Origin of the sequence: Paracoccus sp. S3-43 (genome assembly GCF_029027965.1) — a bacterium.
GTDB lineage: Bacteria > Pseudomonadota > Alphaproteobacteria > Rhodobacterales > Rhodobacteraceae > Paracoccus.
Map to the genome: position 1 here is coordinate 1552921 of NZ_CP119082.1, position 23315 is coordinate 1576235.

25 protein-coding genes are annotated in these 23315 nt (G+C 64.9%); 13 read left to right on the plus strand and 12 right to left on the minus strand.

Annotation, left to right across the window (positions count from 1 at the left end; genetic code table 11):
- Positions 1-4 precede the first annotated feature (4 nt).
- From PXD02_RS08040 to PXD02_RS08050, 3 genes are all read left to right on the plus strand, one after another.
- A complete protein-coding gene (locus PXD02_RS08040) occupies positions 5-430 on the plus strand; it encodes a single-stranded DNA-binding protein (RefSeq protein ID WP_275106288.1) in 426 nt (141 codons plus the stop codon).
- Between the two features lie 270 nt (positions 431-700).
- Positions 701-1153 (plus strand): hypothetical protein, encoded by a 453-nt coding sequence (locus tag PXD02_RS08045; protein WP_275106289.1) that lies wholly within the window; start codon positions 701-703, stop codon positions 1151-1153.
- A 409-nt stretch (positions 1154-1562) separates the two neighbouring features.
- Complete coding sequence (locus PXD02_RS08050) at positions 1563-1823, plus strand: hypothetical protein (protein ID WP_275106290.1); 261 nt, start codon at positions 1563-1565, stop codon at positions 1821-1823.
- Between the two features lie 321 nt (positions 1824-2144).
- Here PXD02_RS08050 and PXD02_RS08055 read toward each other — a convergent pair whose 3' ends face one another.
- The 3 genes from PXD02_RS08055 to PXD02_RS08065 form a co-directional block, all read right to left on the minus strand.
- On the minus strand, positions 2145-2753 hold the full coding sequence (locus PXD02_RS08055; protein WP_114077614.1) for a cation efflux transmembrane domain-containing protein: 609 nt from the start codon (positions 2751-2753) through the stop codon (positions 2145-2147).
- A 176-nt stretch (positions 2754-2929) separates the two neighbouring features.
- The gene (locus PXD02_RS08060; protein WP_114077088.1) at positions 2930-3265 is read right to left on the minus strand and encodes a YnfA family protein; all 336 of its coding nucleotides are present in this window, start codon (positions 3263-3265) and stop codon (positions 2930-2932) included.
- Positions 3262-3696 carry a MerR family transcriptional regulator gene (locus tag PXD02_RS08065; protein WP_114077089.1) on the minus strand — a complete coding sequence of 145 codons (435 nt, stop codon included), beginning with the start codon at positions 3694-3696 and terminating at the stop codon, positions 3262-3264. Before PXD02_RS08065 ends, PXD02_RS08060 begins: the two co-directional genes overlap by 4 nt.
- Before the next feature lie 92 nt (positions 3697-3788).
- Between PXD02_RS08065 and PXD02_RS08070 the strand changes: the two genes are divergently transcribed.
- Genes PXD02_RS08070 through PXD02_RS08085 form a run of 4 tightly spaced genes read left to right on the plus strand, consistent with a single transcriptional unit; the run spans position 3789 to position 7311 of the window.
- Positions 3789-6017 (plus strand): heavy metal translocating P-type ATPase, encoded by a 2229-nt coding sequence (locus tag PXD02_RS08070; RefSeq protein WP_241963298.1) that lies wholly within the window; start codon positions 3789-3791, stop codon positions 6015-6017.
- 1 nt (position 6018) lies between these two features.
- Positions 6019-6642 carry a methyltransferase family protein gene (locus PXD02_RS08075; RefSeq protein ID WP_114077090.1) on the plus strand — a complete coding sequence of 208 codons (624 nt, stop codon included), beginning with the start codon at positions 6019-6021 and terminating at the stop codon, positions 6640-6642.
- Positions 6639-7124, plus strand: coding sequence for a signal peptidase II (gene lspA, locus PXD02_RS08080; protein ID WP_114077091.1), 486 nt, complete (start codon positions 6639-6641; stop codon positions 7122-7124). Before PXD02_RS08075 ends, lspA begins: the two co-directional genes overlap by 4 nt.
- The gene (locus tag PXD02_RS08085; RefSeq protein WP_162784794.1) at positions 7111-7311 is read left to right on the plus strand and encodes a hypothetical protein; all 201 of its coding nucleotides are present in this window, start codon (positions 7111-7113) and stop codon (positions 7309-7311) included. Before lspA ends, PXD02_RS08085 begins: the two co-directional genes overlap by 14 nt.
- A gap of 17 nt (positions 7312-7328) precedes the next feature.
- Here PXD02_RS08085 and PXD02_RS08090 read toward each other — a convergent pair whose 3' ends face one another.
- The 9 genes from PXD02_RS08090 to PXD02_RS08130 all read right to left on the minus strand — a co-directional run bounded on the left by PXD02_RS08090 (position 7329) and on the right by PXD02_RS08130 (position 15692).
- A complete protein-coding gene (locus PXD02_RS08090; RefSeq protein ID WP_275106291.1) occupies positions 7329-8516 on the minus strand; it encodes an MFS transporter in 1188 nt (395 codons plus the stop codon).
- Positions 8513-9952 carry an FAD-dependent oxidoreductase gene (locus PXD02_RS08095; RefSeq protein WP_275106292.1) on the minus strand — a complete coding sequence of 480 codons (1440 nt, stop codon included), beginning with the start codon at positions 9950-9952 and terminating at the stop codon, positions 8513-8515. The genes PXD02_RS08090 and PXD02_RS08095 overlap by 4 nt, the downstream gene beginning before the upstream one ends.
- Positions 9953-10008: 56 nt before the next feature.
- Positions 10009-10341 carry an ArsR/SmtB family transcription factor gene (locus PXD02_RS08100; protein ID WP_114077094.1) on the minus strand — a complete coding sequence of 111 codons (333 nt, stop codon included), beginning with the start codon at positions 10339-10341 and terminating at the stop codon, positions 10009-10011.
- 31 nt (positions 10342-10372) lie between these two features.
- Positions 10373-11431 (minus strand): ACR3 family arsenite efflux transporter, encoded by a 1059-nt coding sequence (gene arsB, locus PXD02_RS08105; RefSeq protein ID WP_114077095.1) that lies wholly within the window; start codon positions 11429-11431, stop codon positions 10373-10375.
- The gene (gene arsJ / locus PXD02_RS08110; RefSeq protein WP_473092065.1) at positions 11428-12633 is read right to left on the minus strand and encodes an organoarsenical effux MFS transporter ArsJ; all 1206 of its coding nucleotides are present in this window, start codon (positions 12631-12633) and stop codon (positions 11428-11430) included. The genes arsB and arsJ overlap by 4 nt, the downstream gene beginning before the upstream one ends.
- Positions 12634-12701: 68 nt before the next feature.
- Positions 12702-13700, minus strand: coding sequence for an ArsJ-associated glyceraldehyde-3-phosphate dehydrogenase (locus PXD02_RS08115; protein ID WP_114077097.1), 999 nt, complete (start codon positions 13698-13700; stop codon positions 12702-12704).
- The gene (locus PXD02_RS08120) at positions 13697-14542 is read right to left on the minus strand and encodes an arsenate reductase/protein-tyrosine-phosphatase family protein (RefSeq protein WP_114077098.1); all 846 of its coding nucleotides are present in this window, start codon (positions 14540-14542) and stop codon (positions 13697-13699) included. The genes PXD02_RS08115 and PXD02_RS08120 overlap by 4 nt, the downstream gene beginning before the upstream one ends.
- Before the next feature lie 356 nt (positions 14543-14898).
- A complete protein-coding gene (locus tag PXD02_RS08125; protein WP_114077099.1) occupies positions 14899-15339 on the minus strand; it encodes a c-type cytochrome in 441 nt (146 codons plus the stop codon).
- Positions 15336-15692: a hypothetical protein gene (locus PXD02_RS08130; RefSeq protein ID WP_162784795.1), complete on the minus strand. Its 357-nt coding sequence runs from the start codon at positions 15690-15692 to the stop codon at positions 15336-15338. The genes PXD02_RS08125 and PXD02_RS08130 overlap by 4 nt, the downstream gene beginning before the upstream one ends.
- Positions 15693-16091: 399 nt before the next feature.
- Between PXD02_RS08130 and PXD02_RS08135 the strand changes: the two genes are divergently transcribed.
- The 6 genes from PXD02_RS08135 to copM (PXD02_RS08160) all read left to right on the plus strand — a co-directional run bounded on the left by PXD02_RS08135 (position 16092) and on the right by copM (PXD02_RS08160) (position 23275).
- Positions 16092-16424 carry a four-helix bundle copper-binding protein gene (locus PXD02_RS08135; protein ID WP_036700231.1) on the plus strand — a complete coding sequence of 111 codons (333 nt, stop codon included), beginning with the start codon at positions 16092-16094 and terminating at the stop codon, positions 16422-16424.
- 154 nt (positions 16425-16578) lie between these two features.
- The gene (gene copM / locus PXD02_RS08140; protein ID WP_275106294.1) at positions 16579-16959 is read left to right on the plus strand and encodes a CopM family metallochaperone; all 381 of its coding nucleotides are present in this window, start codon (positions 16579-16581) and stop codon (positions 16957-16959) included.
- Positions 16960-17045: 86 nt separating this feature from the next.
- Positions 17046-18017 (plus strand): cation diffusion facilitator family transporter, encoded by a 972-nt coding sequence (locus tag PXD02_RS08145; RefSeq protein WP_275106295.1) that lies wholly within the window; start codon positions 17046-17048, stop codon positions 18015-18017.
- A gap of 102 nt (positions 18018-18119) precedes the next feature.
- Positions 18120-20513: a heavy metal translocating P-type ATPase gene (locus tag PXD02_RS08150; RefSeq protein ID WP_275106296.1), complete on the plus strand. Its 2394-nt coding sequence runs from the start codon at positions 18120-18122 to the stop codon at positions 20511-20513.
- 119 nt (positions 20514-20632) lie between these two features.
- Entirely contained in the window at positions 20633-21145 is a 513-nt protein-coding gene (locus PXD02_RS08155) for a DUF411 domain-containing protein (RefSeq protein ID WP_275106297.1), read from the plus strand.
- Positions 21146-21757: 612 nt separating this feature from the next.
- Positions 21758-23275, plus strand: coding sequence for a CopM family metallochaperone (gene copM, locus PXD02_RS08160; RefSeq protein WP_275106298.1), 1518 nt, complete (start codon positions 21758-21760; stop codon positions 23273-23275).
- Positions 23276-23315 lie beyond the last annotated feature (40 nt).

Genomic DNA, 23315 nt, shown 5'->3' on the forward strand with positions numbered 1-23315 from the left:
GAGCATGTCTGCAACCATCACCGCCATGGGCCGTGTCGCCCGCATGGGAGAAGTCCGCGCCGCCGGCAACACCGAAGTGCTGAATGTCCGCGTGGCCGTCGATAACGGCTGGGGCGACCGTAAGAAGACCGACTTTTTCAACCTCGGCATATGGGGCAAGCAAGCCCGGACGATGGAGGGCCTGCTGCAAAAGGGAGGCCTGATCTTCTTCACCGGCGAGTTCAGCACACGCGAATACGAATACCAGGGCGAAAAGCGGCAGGATCTCGAAATCCGCGTCGATCGCCTCGACCTCGGGCCTCGTGGCGCAGCGACGGCCGATGACCGCCGCGCCACCGAGCCCGGGCCCACACAAAACACAGGCCGTCAGGCCGGTTTCAACGGGGCGGCGGTCACCGATCCATACGACCGGGACGAAATCCCGTTCTAACCAATGCATGGGGCACCTTTCTGGCCGGGAAACAGCGCCTGGCTCAACCAGCATCACTGAAGTCCGCGCCCCAAGCGCACCATGTTAGCGGCAAGTGATGAAAGCGCGAGTAGCTCACGAGACGAGTAGCCCGGTTCCCGCCGGGTGTCATACCAACCGTCGGGTTTGCGGCGGACATGCTGGCGCGAACGCATGAGTGAAGTGTCGCGCGAGAGGGCGGTTCCGATGGAGTCGCACTTCTTATTTCACCCATATCATAGGAGGGCCGCCATGTTTTGGTGGGGTCGTATCAACGCGTTGCTGGCAATTTTCGCGTTTGGCGGTTCGTTTATCGCCATCATTTCTCAAACCTGGGAGCTTCTGGCGCTGGTTTGGATTCTGGTGATTCTGCTGCGCATCGCCCTGAAAATCGTGAATCTGCTCTACACCGCGATCACCGGTCGTGCGCTCATCTACGATGTCCAGGTCCAGGGACACGCGCCCCGCCGCCGCCGGCACAATGACGAGGGGTCCTGGACGATGAGTAGCCTCGCACCGTGGCGCCGCCTGGGTGCCGCTCTGGAGTGCCGGCTGGATGTGCGTTTCGCCCTCCGGCGTGTTTCGCGCGCGGCGGTGGAAGAAACGCCCCCGGTCATGCGTATGCCTAGCGCAGAGGCGCTTGCCCTATTCGACAGGGAGGTGCCAAAAATAGTAGATATTGCAAAGGAATTTTCGGATGGCTGATTTGATGCTGCTTTGGCGGACGTGGGAGCACACAGGCGGGGCTTTGACGGCGGCGTGTCGGCAGGACATGCACGACCGGGTGCTGGCGTTCGACCGCGGGGCCACTTACGCCGAAAAATCGCAGATGATGCGGCAGTGCCCGGTCTACCCCCAAGCCGCTTGCCTACCGTTTTGGGCATCGAGGATCCGCGCACCGTAGCGGCGTTCAAGGACGCCAAGTCGCATGAACGGCAGATGATCGTCTGTCTGCGGGTTGCATTGGAGCAATGGCAGGCGGCGCAGGGTGTTTAACGAGTATGGGGCGCCTTCGGGCGCCCCTTTTTTTTATGGCGTGGCGCCTAATTGACACCCGATTTTTGCATGGCTGTTTTTGGACCTATTTCCCTCTGCGAAGGAAAAACAATGGCCGATGGGCCGCAGGGAGGAAGACATCGACGACAAAACCAAAGAGCAGCGCATTGCGGAAATCCGCGCGCGCATCAACCAATCCCCCATCAAGGATGAAGATGGGCGAGAGGGCGTTCTGGTGTCTTGCACCCTGGCCGATGGGCGCCAGGTCGGCACTCGGGCCTGGGGCGACGCTACCGATTGGTTTGTGGATCTGGCTATAAACCACGTCGCGCACACTGTTCTGCATCGGGAAGAGGTGCTGGAAGGGGGTGCGGCATGAGCACGCCCACGAGCAAAACCCTCCCGCCGCAGCCCCCAGCCCAGGGTGGGCGGCCTTGCGTCAGCCTGGTGGGCTTTGACGCCGATCGGTGGGCGCGAATGGAGGAGCTCTTGCGGGATATCGATTGCGACTCAGCCGATGCAGAGGGCGATCTGATTTTTTAGCGGCCCGAGCAAAAACCGAGCAAAAACCGAGCGATTTTCCGCCTACCGCGGCCCCGCCTTCCACCTAACCCTTTGATGCAGATCGCTATTCCATCCAACCCATTAGGGAAAAATGGCGGAGGGGAAGGGCCTGAAAGACAACCTTCTCCACCTCAAGCTACTGATTTGTTTGAGCCCTCCTGCCTTCGCCATGCGCGTCGCGCAGGATTCCGATGCCGCCCCAAGCGGCGACGCCGGCGACCGCGACACCGACCACGAGATCGGGCCAATTGCTGCCCAGCCACCAGACGAGACCGCCCGCGACGAGAATACCGCCGTTCGAAATGAAGTCGTTCAGACTGAAGGTGTTGGCCGCTCTGACGTTCACGTCCGGGTCCTCGAGCCGACCAAGGAGCCAGATGCAGATGCCGTTCACAACCGCGGCAATGAGGGCCATGGAAATCATGAGTGGGCCGAGCGGCTCGGAGCCTGTGTAGTAGCGGCGAACAGCGTCGATCAGGATGCCAGCCGCGAAGAGCAGCAGCAGCCCTCCTGACACGTTGGCGGCTCCGCGCTTCCATTTGTCCGAACGAGACAGGGCAAAAAGGCTGATGGCGTAGACGAAGCTGTCGGAGGTGTTGTCCAGACCGTTGGCAATCAACGCGCTGGAGTCGCCCAATGCGCCTGTCGCAAAAAAGCCGATGGCGATCGCCGCATTCAGCAGCAGAACCGTCCAGAGCGTACGGCGCTGACGTTCATCCGGATTCTTTGGCAGTTCTTTGGTCATCAGGTTCGCCTCCATTTGTGCTGCCCGTCGGATCAAGGCGGCCTCATCTGCCCTGCATGCGAAAGGCACTCGATCCTCGCCAGAAAAGAAGCAGCCTGCTGCCTCAAGAATCGGCCGAGACATAATCTTAGTCGCTGTAGTCGCTAGAGGTTCAAGGGCTGCGCGCTGATTAACGTCTAGACGCTGCGCGGGGCGAGCAGGATCAGGGCCGCCCCCGCAAGGCAAACGACGCCGCCTATGAGATCCCAGCGATCGGGTCGCTCGCCTTCGGCCAGCCACATCCAGAGGACGGACGCCACGATGTAGACGCCCCCGTAGGCTGCGTAGGCGCGCCCGGCGAAGGCCGAGTCGATCTGCGCCAGGAGCCAGCCAAAGGCGATCAGGCTCGCAACGCCTGGAACGAGCCAAACCGCTGAGGCGCCGAGGCGCCACCACGCCCAGATGGCGAAACAGCCCGCGATTTCGGCCAGAGCCGCGGCGGCATAGACTGCCAGGGTCGGCAGCGCTGTCATCCGGCGGCCTCGGACGCCCCGTGGTTCTGCGCGCAATGGGAATGGTCGCTCAGCACCTCGATCACGCGGCAGTCGGCCACGGTACCCTGTGCGCACTGCGTGATCATGCGCTCGAGCTCTGCCTTCAGCGCCGTGAGACGCGCGATCCGGGCCTTGACCGCGGTGAGCTGCTTCTTCGCGATGACGTCGGCGGCTGCGCAGGATTGATCCGGCTTATCGGAGAGGCTCAGAAGGTCGCGTATGGCGTCCAGCGGAAACCCAAGCTCGCGCGCGTGGCGGATGAACGCCAGCCGATCCAGCGCCGAGCCCCCGTAGAGCCGCTGGTTCCCGGCGCTGCGCTCTGGCTCCGGCAGGAGGCCGATCTGCTCGTAATAGCGGATCGTCGGAACCTTCACGCCGGCCGCTTCACCCAATTTTCCGATGGTGAGCATCAGATTCCCTCTTGAAGCTATAGTTACTAGAGACACTACGTTCCCGGCTGAGCGAATACAACGTTGCCCGCTGAGCGGGGTGGAAGGGCGTGATGACGGCGAACGGCAGTGCAACCTACGAGTGGACGGTTTCCGGGATGGACTGTGCGTCGTGCGCCGGCAAGGTGCGAGGCGCCGTCCAACACCTGCCGGGCGTGAGCGACGTCGACGTGGCGCTGATGACCGAGCGGCTTCGGCTGACCCTCGACGAAGGGCAGACCCAGCGCGACCAGGTTGAGGCGATCGTCAAACGGCTCGGCTACGGGATCGCGGCGAAAGGATTGAGCCCGGATTGGAAACCCTTCGTGCTGCCGGACGGCCAGCAAGAATCCCGTACGGACGGCTCGCGGGATGCCGCAGGAGTCGCGCCCGACACTGGATCGACAAGGCCTGACAGCGGCCCAGCGCCCGGTTCGCGTTGGTATCGGACCGCGAAGGGCAGTCTGGTGATCGGCACCGGGCTCCTCCTCGCGGCGGCATGGGCCGTGAATCTGTTCGCCTCCGAGGACGTAGCGAACTGGGCCTTCATCCTCGCCACGATTATCGGTGTTGCGCCAATCGCGCGGCGCGCCGTGGCGTCCGCCCGATCGGGCATGCCATTCACGATTGAGATGCTGATGACTATCGCCGCCACCGGCGCGCTTGTCATCAATGCCGCGGAAGAAGCGGCGCTGGTGGTCTTCCTCTTCGCAGTCGGGGAGGTTCTCGAGGGCGTCGCGGCGAACAAGGCCCGCGACGGGATCCGTGCGCTCGCGCGCCTCGTGCCGAAGACGGCTCTACTGGAAGTGGATGGCAGGACGCGAGTGATCCCGGCCGACCGGCTGCAGGTGGGCCAGATCGTTCTGGTGCGCCCCGGAGACCGGGTCCCGGCAGACGGCGAGGTCATCGAGGGCACCTCCGGCGTCGATGAGAGCGCGGTCACGGGCGAGAGCATGCCGAAGCTGAAGGTGCCCGAAGCGCCAGTCTTTGCTGGCTCAATCAATTCTGAAGCGGCGCTGCGAGTCCGGGTCACCAAGTCGGCCAAGGACAACACCATCGCCCGCATCATTCGTCTGGTCGAGGAAGCGGAGAGCGCCCGCGCGCCGACGGAGCGCTTCATCGACCGGTTCAGCCGCATCTACATGCCCGCCGTGGTCGGAGTTGCGGTGCTGGTGGCGATCATCCCGCCCCTCGCATTCGGTCAAGCCTGGGACACGTGGATCTACCGCGCGCTCGCGCTGCTCTTGATCGGATGCCCCTGCGCGCTGGTGATATCCGTACCGGCTTCCATCGCTTCCGCGCTTTCCTCCGGTTCGCGACGTGGCCTCCTGATGAAGGGAGGCGCCGTGATCGAGGCCGCAGCGGCGACCACGCATGTTGCATTCGACAAGACGGGGACCCTGACCCATGGGAGGCCGCGCATCACGGATGTGGTGTCGGTCTCAGGATCGGAGACGGAGGTGCTGGCGCTAGCTGCGGCCGTTGAAGCGGGATCGAGCCATCCACTGGCGGAGGCGATCCTGTCGCGCGCAGAAGCTGCGGGAATCACGTCCTTGGCCGCATCGGCCGCCAAGGCGCTCCCCGGCCGGGGGGTCGAAGGGGTCATCGAGGGCGAGCCCGCCTGGGTGGGCTCTCCTCGGTTCGCGGAGGAGCGCGGCGTGTTTGACGATGGCGCGCGGCAGAGGGCGGCCAGCCTCGAGAAAGAGGGTAAGACGGTCGTAGCGGTCTTCGGTCTGAGCAAGCTTGTCGGGCTCATCGCGCTCCGGGATGAGCCCCGAGAGGATGCCGCCCGCGCAGTGAAGCAGCTGAAGGCGCTCGGCGTCAGTTCGGTAATGCTGACCGGAGACAACGGACGCACGGCGGCAGCCATTTCCGACGGTCTCGGCATTGACTATCGCGCCGAGCTGATGCCCGAAGACAAGGTTGCAGCGATCCGCGAGATGACCTCGAGGGGTCACGTGATGATGGTGGGTGACGGCATCAACGACGCCCCCGCGCTCGCCTCCGCCCATGTGGGCGTCGCGATGGGCTCCGGAACCGACGTTGCGCTCGAGACCGCCGACGCCGCAATTCTGCGCAATCGGGTAACTGATGTCGCCAGCAAAATACGACTTTCCCGGGCGACCATGGCGAACATTCGGCAGAACGTGGCGATCGCGCTCGGCCTCAAAGCGGTGTTTCTTGTTACCACCATCCTTGGCATCACCGGGCTCTGGATTGCCATTCTCGCCGACACGGGCGCGACTGTACTCGTCACGCTTAACGCACTGCGGCTTCTCGCTTTCGATCCGGAGGAGACCTGAGATGCTGTCTCCGTTCGGCTGGTCGGCGCTCGCCGTCCTTTTCGGCTATCTCGCGCTTTTTTTCTGGGGCAGCGCCGTCGCGGCACAGGCGGCAGGGAAACCGGTCTGGCTGTTTGCCCGCGCCTCAGGACGCGACCGCGCGGCCGCTTTCGGGTTCCGCGCCGCGTTCATCCTCGCTTTTTTCGGACCCCTCCTCTGGATAGTTTGGCCGATGTTGCACAAGGTCGATCCCTTCTGGACCGAAGGAAGAGCCGTTGCGCTTGGCATCATCGGTATCTTCATCGCGGGCCTTGGCGCGATGGTGGCCTTTGCAGCTCAGATGTCGATGGGCTCATCCTGGCGCGTCGGTGTGGTGAGCGGTGCAACGGGAAGCCTCGTCTCAGGTGGGCTATATCAGTTCAGCCGGAACCCGACCTTCGTCGGGCAATTCGCGCTGCTGGCCGGTGTCGCCCTGGCGGTGCCTGCCGTCCCGACGATCCTTGCGCCGATCCTGTTCCTCTGGTCGGCAGCCACGCAGGTCCGGTCGGAGGAAGCTGTGCTGCGCGAAGCCCTGGGGCCAGACTATGACCGCTATGTCGCATCGGTTCCGCGCTGGATCGGCATCCCGAGGAAGGCCGCGCCATGACCAATCCCATGATGCTTCTCTTGGTCGCCGCCACGGTGCTGGCCGACCAGCTGACCAAGGCGGCCGCCCTCTCGCTGCTTTCGCTGGGTGACGCGGTTCCAGTTCTTCCCGGCTTCGGGCTTGCGCTTGGCTTCAACGAAGGGTCGAGCTTCGGCATGCTGTCCGGCGTTATGGCAGGTAAGCCGCTGCTGATGGCCGCCTTGACCGGGGCACTGACCCTGATCTTCGCCGTCATGGCAGTTCGGGCGCGCCATCCGCTGGAGCGCGCAGGCTTCGTCCTGGTGGTAGGCGGTGCGCTTGGCAACATCATCGACCGGCTGCGGCAGGGCGCCGTGACCGACTTCCTCGACCTCTACTGGCGCAACTGGCACTGGCCCACGTTCAATGTCGCGGATATCGCGATCACTCTGGGCGCGGTGTGCATCCTCGCAACCTCTCTTTCCTCACGCCGCCGAAAGGAGCCTGTTCTTGACCGACACTGACGCACAGGCCCTGTCCCGCGACGATCTGCCCCTCACGGTCGCGTTCTTGATCACGCTGGCGGCAACGCTCGGCGCGCTCTTCGTCGGCGAGGTGCTCAGGCATATGCCCAAGCTTCCATGGCTATGCCCAGTGTCCGATCGAAACGGGGGCCAGCATCCACCCCCATCTCCGGGCATTATTCTTTGAATGCTCCGTCTGATCTTCTAGACAGCGGGTATTCTTCGTTGCCGATGAACCGAGGCCGCGAGGACCAGAGCGGCAACGCAGGGTACGGCCGCCATGGCGGAAAGTATCGCGAGGGTGCCATCCGCTCCGAATGCCTCGATCAGAAACGCACCGATCATCGGCGCGGCGGCGGCGGCGAAAAGCATCGGCATGGCGAGGCGCCCCATCGTCTGCGCGTAGCGGTCAGACCCGAAGAGAGTGAGCGGCAAAGCGCCGCGAGCGATCGACCAAAGACCATTTCCCGCCCCATAGGCGACCAGCGCCGCGGAGGCAGGAGCTCCGAGCTGCAGACCCAGAAAACCGAGAAGCACCAGACCGACCGCCGAACCCATTGTCCAGATCGGATGATGGCGCCCGCGGCCCAGCATCTCGAGGACGCGGGCGCCGACCTGTGCCGGCCCGATCAAGGTGCCGAGCGCAATCGCAGTGGCCAATGCGTATCCCTCGGCGGTCAGGATCCTGATCAGATGGATCGACCAGATGGTCGCCAGCATCGACAGGCTCACGCCAGCCGCAACGATGCACAGGAAGCGCAAATCGAGAAGACCCGGCAGGTCGGGCAGCATTGCTCCGGTCGACTGCGCCTTCTCTTCCGCGGGCGGTCTCCGCGGCAGGAGACAGAGGCTGATCGGCAGCGTCACCGTCAGATGTAGCGCCGCATAGGCGAAACATGTCCCTCGCCAGCCGACGATCTCGACCAGCCATGCCGAGATCGGCCAACAAACCGTGCTGGCGAAACCGCCCCACAGGGTGAGCTGGGTGATCGCCGCCCGCGCGTCTCGCCCGAAGAGCCGCCCGAGCGTCGAGAAAGCCGCATCATACAGGCCCGCCGACATGCCGAGACCGAGAATGGCCCAGGCGGCGAAATACACCGGCAGGCTTCGGGCGCTGCCAAGCAAAACCAGGCCCGTTGCAATCAGCGCCATCCCGGTCGCCAGCACTCGCCGGCCGCCGGTAATTTGGATCAGCCGGCCCACGGTCGGCGCGGCGAAGCCCGCCACCAAGAGACCGCCGGATACGCCGGCGGATAGCATGCCGACGCTCCAACCCGTGTCAGCGGCAATCGGACCCGCCAGAACCGCCATCAGGTAATAAGTGCTGCCCCAAGCGAAGATCTCAATCACACCGAGGGCAGAGACGGTACGGGTCCTTGCAGGAAGGGTCATGCCGGGAGGCTGGCCCGCGCAGCCGTATTGCAGCCACAGCCACTTTCCCCCTCGGCCTTGGCGAGCTCGTCGGCGACGCAGCACGCGGCGGCATTCGCCTTGGGCGGGCCGCCGCAGCAGGTCGCCTCCTTCGCCGGCGCTTTCGGAGGTGCGCAGCAAGCATCCGCCGTTGCGTCGATTGTGGACCTGGTCCTGCAAACGCCCGTCTCGGGAAGCTTCAGGTGCACCTGCCGAGCAGCGACGGCGTCGCCGGCCAGTTCGGCGACGACCGAGCGAACCTGCTCATACCCTGTGGTCATCAGGAAGGTCGGGGCGCGGCCGTAGCTCTTCATCCCGACGATGTAGAAGTCGCGCTCGGGATGTGCGAGTTCGACCACCCCGTGAGGCCGGACGGTTCCGCAGGAGTGGAGGTTAGGGTCGATCAGCGGCGCCAGCGCCGGCGTAGCTTCGACCGACGGGTCGAGCGACAGGCGCAACTCGGACAGCGGCGTCAGATCGGGGCGGAAGCCAGTGGCGACAACGATGCGGTCCACCGTCAGTTCTGCCGGACGCCCGTCCTCTGTGCCGAGGACCCGCAGGGCCTCGCCTTCGGCCGCAATCCGCTCGACGGAGAAAGGCGAATGGAAGCTGACCCGTCGCGACTGCACTGCCTCGGCCGCCCGCAGTCCGAGCCTGCCGCGGCCGGGAAGCTGGTCGTTGAGGCCGCCGCCTAGCACGCGCTCGATGCCGCCCGAGCGCGTGGCCCAGGTGATCCGCGTGCCCGGCTCCTGCTCCTGCAGATCCATCAGGTCGAGGGCGGCGTTGATCGCCGAATGGCCCGCGCCGATCACGAGCGTATGCCTGCCGGCATAGTCCTCGCGCGTTGCGCCGAGTACGTCGGGAATGCCGTAGTGGATGCGGTCGCGGTTCTCGATCTCCCCCTCGACGGGCAGCCCGTCAAGTCCGATCGGATTCGGCTTCACCCACGTGCCGGAGGCGTCGATGACCGCCCTTGCCAGCGCACGGCGCCGCTCTCCCGCAGCATCCCGCCAGAGAACGACGAAGGGCGCCGCGTCGCGGCCCTCGCCCGAAAGCTTCGAATGCCCTTTCCGGGTGACCGCCAGAACCTCGGCGTCAAGCCGCAGGTTCGGGGCGATCGCCGGATGTGCGGCGAGTGGAGCGAGATAGTCGCGGATCAGCTCCGCGCCAGTCGGCATGTAATCGGGTACTGGCGCGATCCAGTCGTTCTCTTCGAGCAACACGCGCGCCTCTGCGTCGACGTTGTATTCCCAAGGCGAAAACACGCGGACATGCGCCCACTGGGCCACCGTCGCGCCAGCCGAGGTGCCTCGTTCGAAGATCAGAGGCTGGAGCCCGCGCCGAAGCAGATGGGCGGCTGCCGCGAGCCCCACAGGACCTGCGCCGATCACGGCCACTGGAAGTTCGGAAATCAGCATATCGCCACCTCATTCCATTGTTCTAGATTCGTGGGAGGGCAAGGCAAAAAGAGAGATCACCCCGCCACCTTCTCGGGCGCGCGATCCGAAGACGGTCCACACGTTTCATCGGCGCAGCATTCGTCGGCCAGAAACCCCAGCAGCGCGCTCATGGCCGGATACTCGGCGTGGCAGATGAGGCTGTTGCCCGCCCTATCCTGTCGCACAAGTCCACGGTCGATCAATCGCTTCAGATGGTGCGACAGCGTCGAGGCGGGCAGTCCGACCTGTTCCTGAACCTGACCGACCGCCAGACCGGCTCGCCCGGCACGCACCAGCGTCCGGTAGATCTGCAGGCGGTTCGGATTGCCGAGCGCCTCGAGCTGATGAGCTGCTGTTTCGAGTTCCATGGAAATAGATTGACGCCGAACAGCCTTCCTGTCAATCTAATTCCACAATTCTCGAACTGGAATGCACGACGTCTTCTTCGGACTGCGGGAAGCGCTTGCGGGTGCGGTTCGCAAACGCGACCAGCGTCAGCATCACCGGCACCTCGACCAGCACCCCCACCACCGTGGCAAGCGCCGCGCCCGAGCCCAGGCCGAAGAGGCTGATCGCCACCGCGACCGCGAGTTCGAAGAAGTTGGAGGTGCCGATCATGGCGCAGGGTGCGGCGATCCGGTGTGGGACCTTCATCGTCCAGGCGGCGGCATAGGCCAGCGCGAAGATGCCATAGCTCTGGATCAGGATCGGCACCGCGATCATGGCGATCACCACGGGGTTCGCGAGGATCTTCTCTCCCTGCAGGCCGAAGAGGATCACCACGGTCGTGATCAGGCCCATCATCGACCACGGCTTGATCCGGGCCGAGAACGCGTCGATCGCCTCGGGCGAGCCAAGCCGGCGCCGGGTCAGCAGGCCCGCGATCAACGGCAGGACGATGTAGAGCACCGTCGCCAGCACCAGCGTTTCCCAAGGCACGGCGATATCGGTCACGCCGAGAAGAAAGGCCACGAGCGGCGCGTAGGCGACCACCATGACGAGATCGTTGACCGAGACCTGCACCAGCGTGTAGGTCGCGTCGCCGCGGGTCAGCTGAGACCATACGAAGACCATCGCCGTGCAGGGCGCAGCACCAAGCAGGATCAGCCCGGCGGTATACTGAGCGGCATCCTCCGGCTCGATCCAGGGCGCGAACACGTAATCGAAGAACAGAACCGCCAGAAACGCCATAGTGAACGGCTTGATCAGCCAGTTCACCGCCAGCGTGATCAAAAGGCCCTTCGGCTGGCGGGCGACGCCAGCAACAGCCTGAAGGTCGACGCCGACCATCATCGGATAGACCATGGCCCAGATCAGCACCGCCACCACCAGATTGACGCTGGCCACTTCTGCTGCTGCCACGGCCTCGACGAGCCCGGGCGCCGTGGCCCCGATTCCGATACCCAAGGCGATCGCAAGTGCAATCCAGAGGGTGAGATAACGTTCGAAGACACTCATGCCAGGCTCTCCTGCGGGCGGTCCGGGCTGAGGCGGCCGACAGCGAGCGCAGACGCCGCCACCATCGCCGCCGCCGTTCCCAGCATCAGCACCAGCCCGCCGATCTGATAGGTCAGGCCCGAAAGCAGCGTGCCGAGGAGGCGCCCGCCCGCATTGGCCATGTAGTAGAAACCCACATCCATCGTCACCCGTTCGGCCTTGGTAAAGGCGAGGATCAGATAGGAATGCAGGGATGAGTTCACCGCGAAGACCGCGCCGAAGACCAGCAGCCCCAGGACCAGCGTTGCCGTCAGCCATGGCTGCGGCCCGGGCGAGATCAGGGCGGCGGCGGTCAACCCGGCCGGAATGGCGGCCAGCGACCACGCCCAGCCACGCGCCGCGTCGATCAAATCGCCGTCGGATCTTTGCGCCGCACGCAGGAGCCGGGGTGCTGCCGCCTGCACCGCTCCATAAAGGACGGTCCAGACCGCCATGAAGCTACCGATCATGAAGAAGGCGGCCCGGTTGCCCTCGACGGTGCCGTCCGACAGCACAGCGTAGAAATAGATCGGAATGCCGACGACGAACCAAACGTCGCGTGCACCGAACAGAAATACCCGCGCTACCGACAGCCAGTTCACGTTCGCGGACTTCGAAAAGACCTCGGAGAACTTCGTTCCTTTGCGTCCCTTGGGCAGTCCTTGCGGCATGGCGATCAGGACGGCTAGCAGAATGACCGCAAGCTCCGCTGCCATCGCAAGGACCGCCGGGACAAAGCCCAGCGTGGCGAGCAGCACCGCACCCAGCAGGAAGCCCAGCCCCTTCACCGCGTTCTTCGATCCGGTCAGCAGCGCGACCCAGCGGAAGAGCCCGCCATTTTCCCGTGGCGCCAGCAGCTTCACGGCAGATTTTGAGGACATCTTGGCCAGATCCTTTGCTACGCCGCTCCCGCCCTGCACGATCATGACATAGGCGACCGAGAACCCGATGGCCCAGCCGGGATCCAGTTGCGCCAGCGCCACCAGCGCGATGACCTGCAAGCCCAGTCCAGCATAAAGGGTCGAGGTCAGCCCGAACCGAGCCGCGATCCATCCAGCCGACAGGTTCGTGACCATGCCCGCGATTTCGTAAAGGATGAACAGATAGGCCAGCTGCACCGGGCTGAACCCCAGCCTGTGGAAATGCAGCAGGACCAGCATCCGCAGGGCGCCGTCGGTCAGCATGAAGGCCCAATATGCGGCAGTGACTGCAATATAGGCTGACAGGCCCTCCGGGCGCGGTCGGGCAACGGTCACAGCGAGGCCCCGACCATCAGCGCCACGTCCACCAGACGGTGCGCGTAGCCCATCTCGTTGTCGTACCAGGCGTAGATCTTCACCTGGGTGCCATTCACGACCATGGTCGAGGGCGCGTCAATGATGCCCGATCGTGTGTCGTTGGTGTAATCGGCGGAGACAAGCGGGCGCTCTTCATAGCCGAGGATGCCCTTGAGCGGACCTCTCGCGGCGGCCTTGAACAGTTCGTTGACCTCCTCCGGCGTCGTCGGTCGCTCCACCTCGAACACGCAATCGGTGATCGAGGCGTTCAGCAGGGGCACGCGGATGGCATGGCCGTTCAGTCTGCCCTTCAGTTCCGGATAGATCAGCGTGATCGCGGTGGCGCTCCCCGTGGTGGTCGGGATCAGCGAATTGAGCGCCGAACGCGCTCGTCGCAGATCCTTGGCGGGGCGGTCCACGATGGTCTGCGTATTGGTCACGTCATGGATCGTGGTGATCGATCCATGCCGGATGCCGATGGCTTCGTGGATCACCTTCACGACCGGGGCGAGGCAGTTGGTCGTGCAGCTTGCCGCCGTGATGATCCGGTGTTCGGCCGGATCGTAGATGTCGTGATTGACGCCATAGACGATGTTTGCCGCGCCACCGTCCTTGACCGGGGCCGAGACAACCACCTTCTTCACCCCCGCCTCGAAATACGGAGCCAATTTCGCTTCGGATTTGAAGACGCCGGTGCAGTCGATGACCACATCAACTCCCGCGAGCGGCAACTCGGACAGGTCTTTCCTTCCGATGAAAGGCAGCCGCGTGCCGTCGATGGTGACGCTCTCCGCGTCGTGCGAGAACGCCGCATCCCACCGCCCATGCACGGTGTCGAACTCGAATAGATGCGCATGCATGGCTGGGTCGCCCACCGCGTCATTGATCCAGGCGATCTCCGCTTCGCGTTCAAGAAGCGGCTTGAGGGCAAGCTTTCCCATGCGGCCGAGGCCGTTCAGAGCATAGACGGTCATGCGGGCGCTCCGGCATCCTTACGGCCGAGGTCGTCCACGGCCTTTTGCAGCGAGATGCGGTCCAGCGAGGCGACGGGCAGCGCCGAAAATGCCTTGATGCGGTTGTGCAGCGCCCCATAGGTCTGTTGGAACGCGAGGCTCTTTTCTGCGTGAGTACCTTCGGCCTTCACCGGATCGGGCATGCCCCAATGCGCGCTGACGGGCTGGCCGCTCCATGCCGGACACTCCTCGTTCGCGGCCTGATTGCAGACCGTAAAGACAAAATCGAACCTCGCTGCGGCCGGCCCTTGAAACTCACCCACATTCTTCGATCGCAGGACCGAGACATCGTGCCCCTTCTGCTCCAGCACCTCGAGGGCAAACGGGTTCAGCTCCGAGTGGGGCCGGGTACCGGCGGAATATGCCTCGAACCGATCGCCTGCCTCCTTGCGGAGGATGGCTTCGGCGAAGATCGAGCGGGCGGAGTTTCCGGTGCAGATGAACAGCACCTTGTACTTGCGGTCGGACATGCCGGTGGTTCCTGATATCGTTGGCAGGGAGACGGGCGCGCAGAGATCGGGTCGACCGCGGCAGCAGTCGAGGATGAGATAGTCGAAGGTGCGGCGCACCTCGGCCATGGCGATGGAATAGCGGAGCGAGGTTCCCACCCGCTCCTGCGTCACCAGCCCCGCCTGCATCAGCGCGGAGAGATAGGCCGACAGTGTCGACGCCTTGAGGTCCAGCGCATCGGCGATCTCACCCGCTGGCACCCTGTCCGGATAGCGCCGCATGAGCAGCCGGAAGAGGGCGAGACGCTGCGGGTGGCCCAAGGTCGACAGGCGGGAGGGAATCATTTCTTCCATATTTCGTGGATATCAGAAATAAAGGACACGACGCAATCCTCCTTCGGTGCTGTTGAAGGCTTCTCACCCGCGAGCCCGTGCCTGATCCCGCATGACGCTGTGGTCGGCAAGCATCTCGGCGATGGCCGACACTCCTGTTCGGCGGGGTGCCGCGCGAAGTTCCTGGCCGAGCCGGAGCGTCATCTCGATCCGGCGGTGACGGTGGCATCGGCCGAGCCGGCGCCCGAAGGAACGATCTGGAGATGGGCGGGCAGTTCCTCGGCCTGGACGGCTACATGAACCAGCTGCCGACCTTATCGGCGGTTCCCCCGTGCGGATACGAATGCCAGTTGCCTGCGCCCGAGGGCGCCTCCCTCTCAGCGCGTTGCTGTGATCTTCTCCTGATAGCTCCGCTCGCGTTCCGGCCACGTGCTCTTGATGTAGGCGAGCACGGCCCGGACCTCGGCGTCGCTGAGGACATCGGCAAACCCGGGCATGTCGCTCTCGTATCCGCCTCCCACGATGGCGGCGGTGCCTTCCTTGACGATCCGGAACAGCATGTCGTCCGGATGATGCCATGTGTGGCCGGTGGCGTCGTGCGGGGGAGCCGGCAGGCGCCCGGAGGGCAGAGGCATTTGCCAGTCCGGCTGCCCTTCGAGCTCCGCGCCATGACATGCGGCGCACTGGGCCTCGTAAATACTGCGGCCCAGCGCCATCGTCTCGGCATTCTCGGCGTGCGCCCGCAACTCGACAAGGATCCAGGTGGCGATGAGCGCGGAGGCGGTGAGGCCGATGATGGTTGGTATCCGGAGCATCATTTGGCATGCTGGGCGAGCCAGTCCTGCAGGAACACGATCCGCGCGCGCAGTTCGTCGCCGGTGACTTTGGCAAACTGGAGGCAGAAACGGTCTGAACGCATGTCGGCAGCACCATGATCAGCGGAACACTTCGCCCTCTCGGCCGTTCCCACAGGATGCAACGGTGGACTCCCCGGACGAAAGCCGGATTCGTCTGGCAGAAGCTTGCGAGTGCACTGGCGCTTCTCGCAACTGCCATGCTCATCGCCCATGGAGCGGCGGCCGGAAGTCTGGTGCCCCACAGTCATGCCCACATCTCCGTCCACGCCGAATCTTCGCCGACCGCGACGAACGTGGCGGACCCCGTCCCGCATCACGCTCCTTCGATGGCTGTGGGGGAGGAGCCCAGCAATGACAACCATGACACGCTCGCCTGTTGCGGAGATGCGTGCCTGGCAGCGCTGATCCCCGGCCGAACGCCTGATCTGAAAGAGCCGCGCAGGAACGATCAGAAGTTTGTGATGCCGGTCTCGCTGCTCAGCGGGCTTGCCCCGGATGGGCCGCGCCGTCCCCCGCGGGACGTCCATCTGATCTGATCGTTACCCATCGAGAGCGCGTGTCGCGCCTTGCTGCCTGGCGTCGCTCGCGCCGAGGGATGGGAAGACGGTCTGTGGACGCGAGGAAAGTCGTCTCGTGTCATCGCTGGCTGCGAGTGCCGAGCGCCATGCTCGCTGCTTCTCTTCCCGGCGCCTTTCCGAAGATGGAGAATCCAGATGCACCAGATGTCCCCTGAAATGCAGGGCTGCATCGACGAATGCCTGCGCTGCCACAGCACTTGCCTCAGCATGGCCATGAACCATTGTCTTGAGGCAGGTGGCCGGCATGTCGAGCCGGAGCACTTCCGGCTCATGATCGCCTGCGCCGAAATTTGCCAGACCGCGGCAAATTTCATGCTGATCGGCACCAGTCATCACAAGCATCTCTGCCGTGAGTGTGCCGAGATCTGTGAGGAATGCGCCCGGAGCTGCGAGCAGATCGGCGACATGCAGGAATGCGTGGATGCTTGCCGCCGGTGCGCCGAGAGCTGCCGGAAGATGGCCGCGTGACCGCGACCGAAACCAGTTACATCAAAGGAGAACCCTTATGCGCAAGTTTGAACTCGCCGCCGTCGTTGCTGCCCTTCTCGCCGCGCCCGCGGCTTTCGCCCAGGAGAGCGCGACAGGCGGGCAGGCAGGCCACATGGCGGGACAGGGAGGTCCCATGACCGACCTGTCGATCCTGCCGCAGGGCTGCCAGGACGCGATCCAGCAGTCCGGGATGCCGGGGATGACGCAGGGCATGGACATGTCCGCCATGATGGGCGGCATGGAGGGCATGGATGAGGCCCAGCAGGCCTCCATGCGGGCCATGATGGAGATGAACGGCCCGATGATGGCCACCCACACCATCAAAGACCCCGATCTCGCCTTCCACTGCGGGATGATCGCGCATCATGCGGGCGCCATCGCCATGGCAGAGGTCGAACTCCAGTACGGCGATGACGAGCAGTCGAAGGCGATGGCTCAGAAGATCATCGACGCCCAAGGCCCGGAAATCGAGGAGATGACCGCCTGGGTCGAGGAGAACGCGGGCCAGCAGTAAGGACTCGGGCCGCCGGAGCTTGAAGCTGCGGCGGCCCTCAACGACCGCAACGATGCATGGTGCGCGGTCAGCAGGAGACTGAACCCATGTCGATGTCTCACGGCGGCCATACGGGCCACATGCCCGCGAGCGGTGATCGCAAGGCGCTCGTCATCTCGGGCTGGCTCACCGGTCTCTACTTCATCGTGGAACTCGGGATCGGCATCTGGACGGGCTCGGTCGCCGTCATCTCCGATGCCTTCCACACCTTCTCGGCCGTGGGCGGCGTGCTCATCGCGCTGGTCGCGCTCCGCTTGACCGAGCGGAAATCCAGCCCGGCGCGCACCTTCGGTTATGTCCGGGCCGAGATCCTCGGCGCCCTTTTCAACGGCCTGTTTCTTGTCGCGATGGCCCTTTTCGTGCTGTGGATGGGTGCGATGCGTCTCGTGGAGCCGATCGAGCTGGCCACGACGCCGATGCTGTTTGCCGCTGCGGGCGGGATCGCCACCGAGCTTGTCGCGCTCTGGCTGCTCTACGAGCGCCAGAAGGGCAACCTGAACATGCGGGGGGCCTACTGGCACATCCTGCAGACCTTCGTCGGCAGCTTCCTCATCATCATTTCGGCACTAGTGATCCGGTTTACGGGCTTTCTGGCCATCGACCCGCTGCTTGGCATGGCCTTCGGGCTGGTGCTGCTCTGGGCCTCCTGGGGCATTCTGCGCGAGGCATTGCACATCCTGTTGCAAGGCACGCCGGAAGACCTCGACCTGGAAGCCGCCATCGAGGCCATCCGACAGCTCGAGGGAGTTACGGATGTGCATCACGTCCATGCCTGGAGCCTGACATCCGGGCGCAATGTCTTCTCGAGCCACATCTGCGTTCGAAACTGGCAGGACGGCGAGCGGGTGCTGCGGCAGGCGAACAATCTCCTGCGCGAGCGATTCAACATCTACTTCTCGACGATCCAGATCGAGGAATACTGTCTCGACGGTGAGGAGGCCGCCGTCGACATCGACATCATGCGGTCACATGCCGAGCCAGGACAGGCCAGCGTCGGAAAGGTCCATGGCAATCCCTGACGGGCCGGAACTCCGGTTTCCGATCACCCCCTGACCTTCCAGCGATTGGAAAGTGCAGAACGGATAAAACACGAACTCAGGAAGCGCCGAGGAGGCGTGAACATGACCAGCAAGACCGAACACGATCACCAGAACCAGACTCCCGCTCATTTCGCCCACGGTCATGCGCATGATCACGCGGCCGTCGCCCAGGACGACACGCACAAGGTCAAGGACCCGGTCTGCGGAATGATGGTCGATCCTCACACGGCCGCGCACAGGGCCGAACATGCCGGCCATCCCTATTACTTCTGCTCGGGCGGGTGCCGCGCGAAGTTCCTTGCAGAGCCGGAACGCTATCTCGATCCGGCCGCCGCGGCGGCCAAGGCAGAGCCGGTTCCCGAGGGGACGATCTACACCTGCCCGATGCACCCGGAGATCCGGCAGGTCGGCCCCGGATCATGCCCGATCTGCGGCATGGGACTGGAGCCTGTCCTCGTCAGTCTCGAAGCTGAGCCCAACCTTGAGCTGATCGACATGCGGCGCCGTTTCTGGGTGGGGCTGGCGCTGACGATCCCGGTGGTGATCCTCGAGATGGGCGTCCATTTTTTCGGTCTGCACCACTATATCAGTCTGCGGACCTCCAACTGGTGGCAGCTTGTCTTCGCCACGCCGGCTGTCCTCTGGGCCGGATGGCCGTTTTTCCAGCGCGGCTGGCAGTCCCTCGTCACGCGCAACCTGAACATGTTCACTCTGATCGCCATGGGTACAGGGACAGCCTGGATCTACAGCACTGTGGCGACGCTCGCGCCCGGCATCTTCCCGGATGCGTTCCGGCAGGCGGACGGGTCGGTCGCAGTCTATTTCGAGGCGGCGGCGGTGATCACCGTGCTCGTGCTGCTCGGACAGGTGCTGGAACTCCGGGCGCGCGAGAGCACCAGCGGCGCAATCCGGGCGCTGCTCGATCTCGCCCCGAAAACCGCACGGGTCATCCGTGATGACGGCACCGAAGAAGAGGTGCAACTCGACACCGTCCATGTCGGCAACAGGCTGCGGGTGCGGCCCGGCGAGAAGGTGCCGGTCGATGGCGAGGTGCTGGAAGGCCGCAGCGCCGTCGATGAATCGATGGTGACGGGCGAGTCGATGCCGGTGACCAAGGAGGTCGGCGCCAAGGCGATCGGCGGCACCATGAACCAGTCCGGCGCGCTGGTGATCGAGGCCCGCAAGGTCGGACGCGACACCATGCTGTCGCAGATCGTCCAGCTCGTCGCCGAGGCGCAGCGGAGCCGTGCCCCGATCCAGCGGCTGGCCGACCAGGTCTCGGGGTGGTTCGTGCCGGCCGTGATCGTGGTCGCGGTGGTCGCCTTCATCGCCTGGTCGATCTGGGGCCCGGAGCCGCGCTTCTCCTTCGGTCTCATTGCCGCGGTTTCCGTTCTCATCATCGCTTGTCCCTGTGCGCTGGGGCTGGCAACGCCGATGTCCATCATGGTCGGCGTGGGGCGCGGCGCGCAGAACGGCGTCCTGATCAAGAACGCCGAGGCGCTGGAGCACATGGAGAAGGTCGACACGATCATCGTCGACAAGACCGGCACGCTGACCGAGGGCCGGCCCGCCGTCACCGCCATCGTTCCGGCATCCGGCTGGGCCGAGGCGGACGTCCTGCGCCTTGCCGCGAGTGTCGAGCGGGCGAGCGAGCATCCGCTGGCGCTCGCCATCGTGCGGGCAGCCGAGGAACGCGGGATCGCGATGGCGCCAGTCGAGGACTTCGACTCGCCGACCGGCAAGGGTGCTTACGGCACCGTCGAGGGCAAGCGCATTCCCCTCGGCAATGCGAAGTTCCTGGCCGAACAGGGGGTCGATGTCGCGCCGCTGGCCGCGCAGGCCGACCGGCTGCGCGAGGACGGGGCGACCGCGATCTTCATGGGTGTGGACGGAGAGGTCGCCGCGATCTTCGCGATCGCCGATCCGGTCAAGCCCTCGACGCCCGAGGCGCTGGCCGCGCTGAAGGCGCAAGGGATCCGTGTCGTCATGCTCACCGGTGACAACTGGACCACAGCGAAGGCGGTCGCCCGCCAGCTCGGCATCGACGAGGTCGAGGCCGAGGTCCTGCCTGACCAGAAGAGCGAGGTCGTGCAGCGGCACAAGGCGGCGGGCGAGGTGGTGGCGATGGCGGGCGACGGCGTCAACGACGCGCCGGCGCTGGCCGCGGCGGATGTCGGCATCGCCATGGGCACCGGCACCGACGTCGCGATGGAGAGCGCGGGCGTCACGCTGCTGAAGGGCGATCTCACCGGCATCGTCCGGGCGCGACGACTGTCGCAGGCGGTGATGCGCAACATCCGCCAGAACCTGTTCTTCGCCTTCATCTATAACGCTTTGGGAATCCCGATCGCGGCCGGCCTGCTGTATCCGTTCTTCGGCATCCTGCTGTCGCCGATCATTGCCGCGGCTGCTATGGCGCTGTCCTCGGTCAGCGTGATCGCGAACGCGTCACGGCTGCGAGGGGTGAAGCTGTGATGACCGGGTGGCATCGCCGGCCGATCCCGCGAGCGCATCGGACAGGCGACATCATGCCGCGGCACGCAGGCGCATTCTCAACCGTTCGTGGGTCGCGTTCCGAACGGGCCGGTGAGATCATGGAGCCCACGAAGAAAGGTTTGACGATGCGGAACGATCACACCATCGGCCGGCGCGCCGTTCTCGCGGCGGCTGCCGCACTACCGGTCCTGCTGTCGATGCCGGCCTGGGCGCGGCCCGAGGCCCTGCCGCTCGTGACCGTCACCAAGGATCCGTCCTGCGGCTGCTGCGGTGGCTGGATCGAGCATATCGAAGCCGCGGGCTTCCCGGTCCGGGTGGTGGACTCGGACGACGTGTTCAGTCTCAAGGAGCGGCTCGGCGTGCCGGCCGAGCTGAGCTCCTGCCATACGGCCGAGGTGGAGGGCTATGTGGTGGAGGGTCATGTGCCAGCTGCCGCGATCCGCCGCCTGCTGGCCGAGCGGCCCTCCGGGACGGGACTTGCCGTTCCCGGAATGCCTGCCGGCTCGCCGGGCATGGATTTTTCCGGCGCCGACCCCGGAGCCTATGAAGTGCTCCTGTTCGGCCCGACCACTCAGACCTTCGGGCGCTACCTCGGCGCGCAGGAAATCTGAGCCAGGCGCCTCCAGATGACCGGCCACCTTGCCACCGAACCGACCCGCGTCAGCGGCGCATTGCCCCGGCTCGATACCGAGAAGGCAGGTGGCTCATGAGCGGGCGCTCGAGAGTTGCGTTCGCGAAGAGGTGCGGCCGATTGCGGCAGTTCGCGGTCGGCCTCCTGTTGCTTGCCATCAGCTCCCTCGTTCTGCAGGGCATGGCGCATGCCAGCCCGACCGGACACGCTCTCCACCAGAGCGCTGCTACGGCGAGCCAATGCGCTCAACATCACCTGCCCGGCGATCACGGGGCAGAGACATCTGCAGGCTGCGAGAGTGATGACGGCGGCGAGATGCTGGCGGACTGCTGTCAGACCTGTCTGATCGCTGCCGTTCCCGCCCAACCGCCGACGTTCGGGCCGTCCGTGAATGGCGAACCGTTCAGGGTCATGCACCGTGCCCCCTGGGAACGATCCCCCGAAGGAATCCTGAGGCCGCCTCGTCTGATCGCTGCGTGACGGCCGCTCCGGCGCAATCGCCGGAAAGTGCGCATCTCGATCTCAGACGAACTTTCGGAGGCCGCGTCCGCGAATGGGACGCCGGCGCTCCGGTGCCAAAGGATGAAAACCCATGAACCGAACTGCAATTGTTCTTTCCGTCAGCCTGCTGGCGGGCCTGCCAGGCGCTGCTCTCGCCCAGGCCGAACATGACACCCACCACCCGGGAACCCCGCCCGCCCAGGCGGAACCGGCTCCCGTGCCCAGACCTCAGATGCCGGGCATGCAGGGGATGCCCGAGCATGGCCAAGCCATGATGCAGGCGATGCAGCAGATGATGCAGGGGGGCATGCACGGCGGAATGGCCGCACCCGGCACTGACGGCGCCGCAACGAGCCTTTCCGGCGCTCCCGACTTCACGCAGGCCTACGTCGCCTCGATGAATGAAATGCACGGACCGATGATGGAAGGCGTCATGGCCGACGATCCGGACGTCGCCTTCGTGCGGGGCATGATCCCGCATCATCAGGGTGCGATCGACATGGCGAAGATCGTCCAGCAATACGGCGACGATCCGCAGACCAAGGCATGGGCGGACCAGATCATCGCGGCGCAGGAAGGCGAGATCGCCGAAATGCAGGCATGGCTGGAGACGAACGCCGGCGAGGCGCCGGCAGTGCTGGGTCAGACCGGCTGGATCGTCTATTCCGCCAATGAAGGCGGCAATTCGATCAGCGCCATCGATCTCGGCACCGGAGCGATCGACACGGTTTCGATCCCAGTCGCGCCCCACAACGTCGATCTGACGCCCGACGGCAAGCTGCTGCTGGCAGTCGGAGATCCTGCCACGGAAGGGGATCACGGATCGGACGGCCACGGGCACGGCGCGGAAGACGCGGCCGAAGGTCTGCTGGTCATTCTCGATCCGCAGAACATCTCCACGCCGAAGGCGACCGTGGCGGTGGGCTCCCACCCGGCCCACGTTGTCGCTGACCGGCTTGGCCGCGCCTATGTCTCGCTGGCTGGCGGAGACGAGATCGCCGTGGTTGACCTCGAACAAGCCGAGGTCATCGGGCGCATCGCGACGGGGGATTATCCGCACGGCCTTCGCCTCAGCCCGGATGAGAGCGAGCTCTACGTGGCCAATGTCGAGGACGGCTCGGTTTCCGTTATCGATACGCAGGCGCTGACGGAAGTTGCGCGCATTCCGGTGGGCGCAGCCCCCGTTCAGGTCGGGTTCACGCCGTCTGGCGATCAGGTCTACGTCTCGCTGCGGGACGAGAACCGGGTGGACGTCATCGACACCGCCTCCCGCGAGGTGACGAACGGGATCGACGTCGGGCCGAACCCGATTCAGATGTTCGCGACCCCCGATGGAGCCTACGTCTACGTGGCCAACCAGGGCACTGACGCGGAGCCGAACGACACGGTGTCCGTGATCGACACGGCGACCGGAGCGGTCGTGAAAACGATCACCACCGGAGGGGGCGCCCATGGCGTGTCGGCGTCGGCGGACGGGGCTAACGTGTTCGTGACCAACATCGCGGACGACACAGTGTCGATCATCGACGTCGAGAGCCAGAACGTGGTCAGGACGGTGCCGGTCGGCGATCGGCCCAATGGCATCGTCTACGGAGGATCGAGCCGCTAAGGAGTTCGGCGCCGGAGCGGTCCCGCTCCGGCGTCAGACC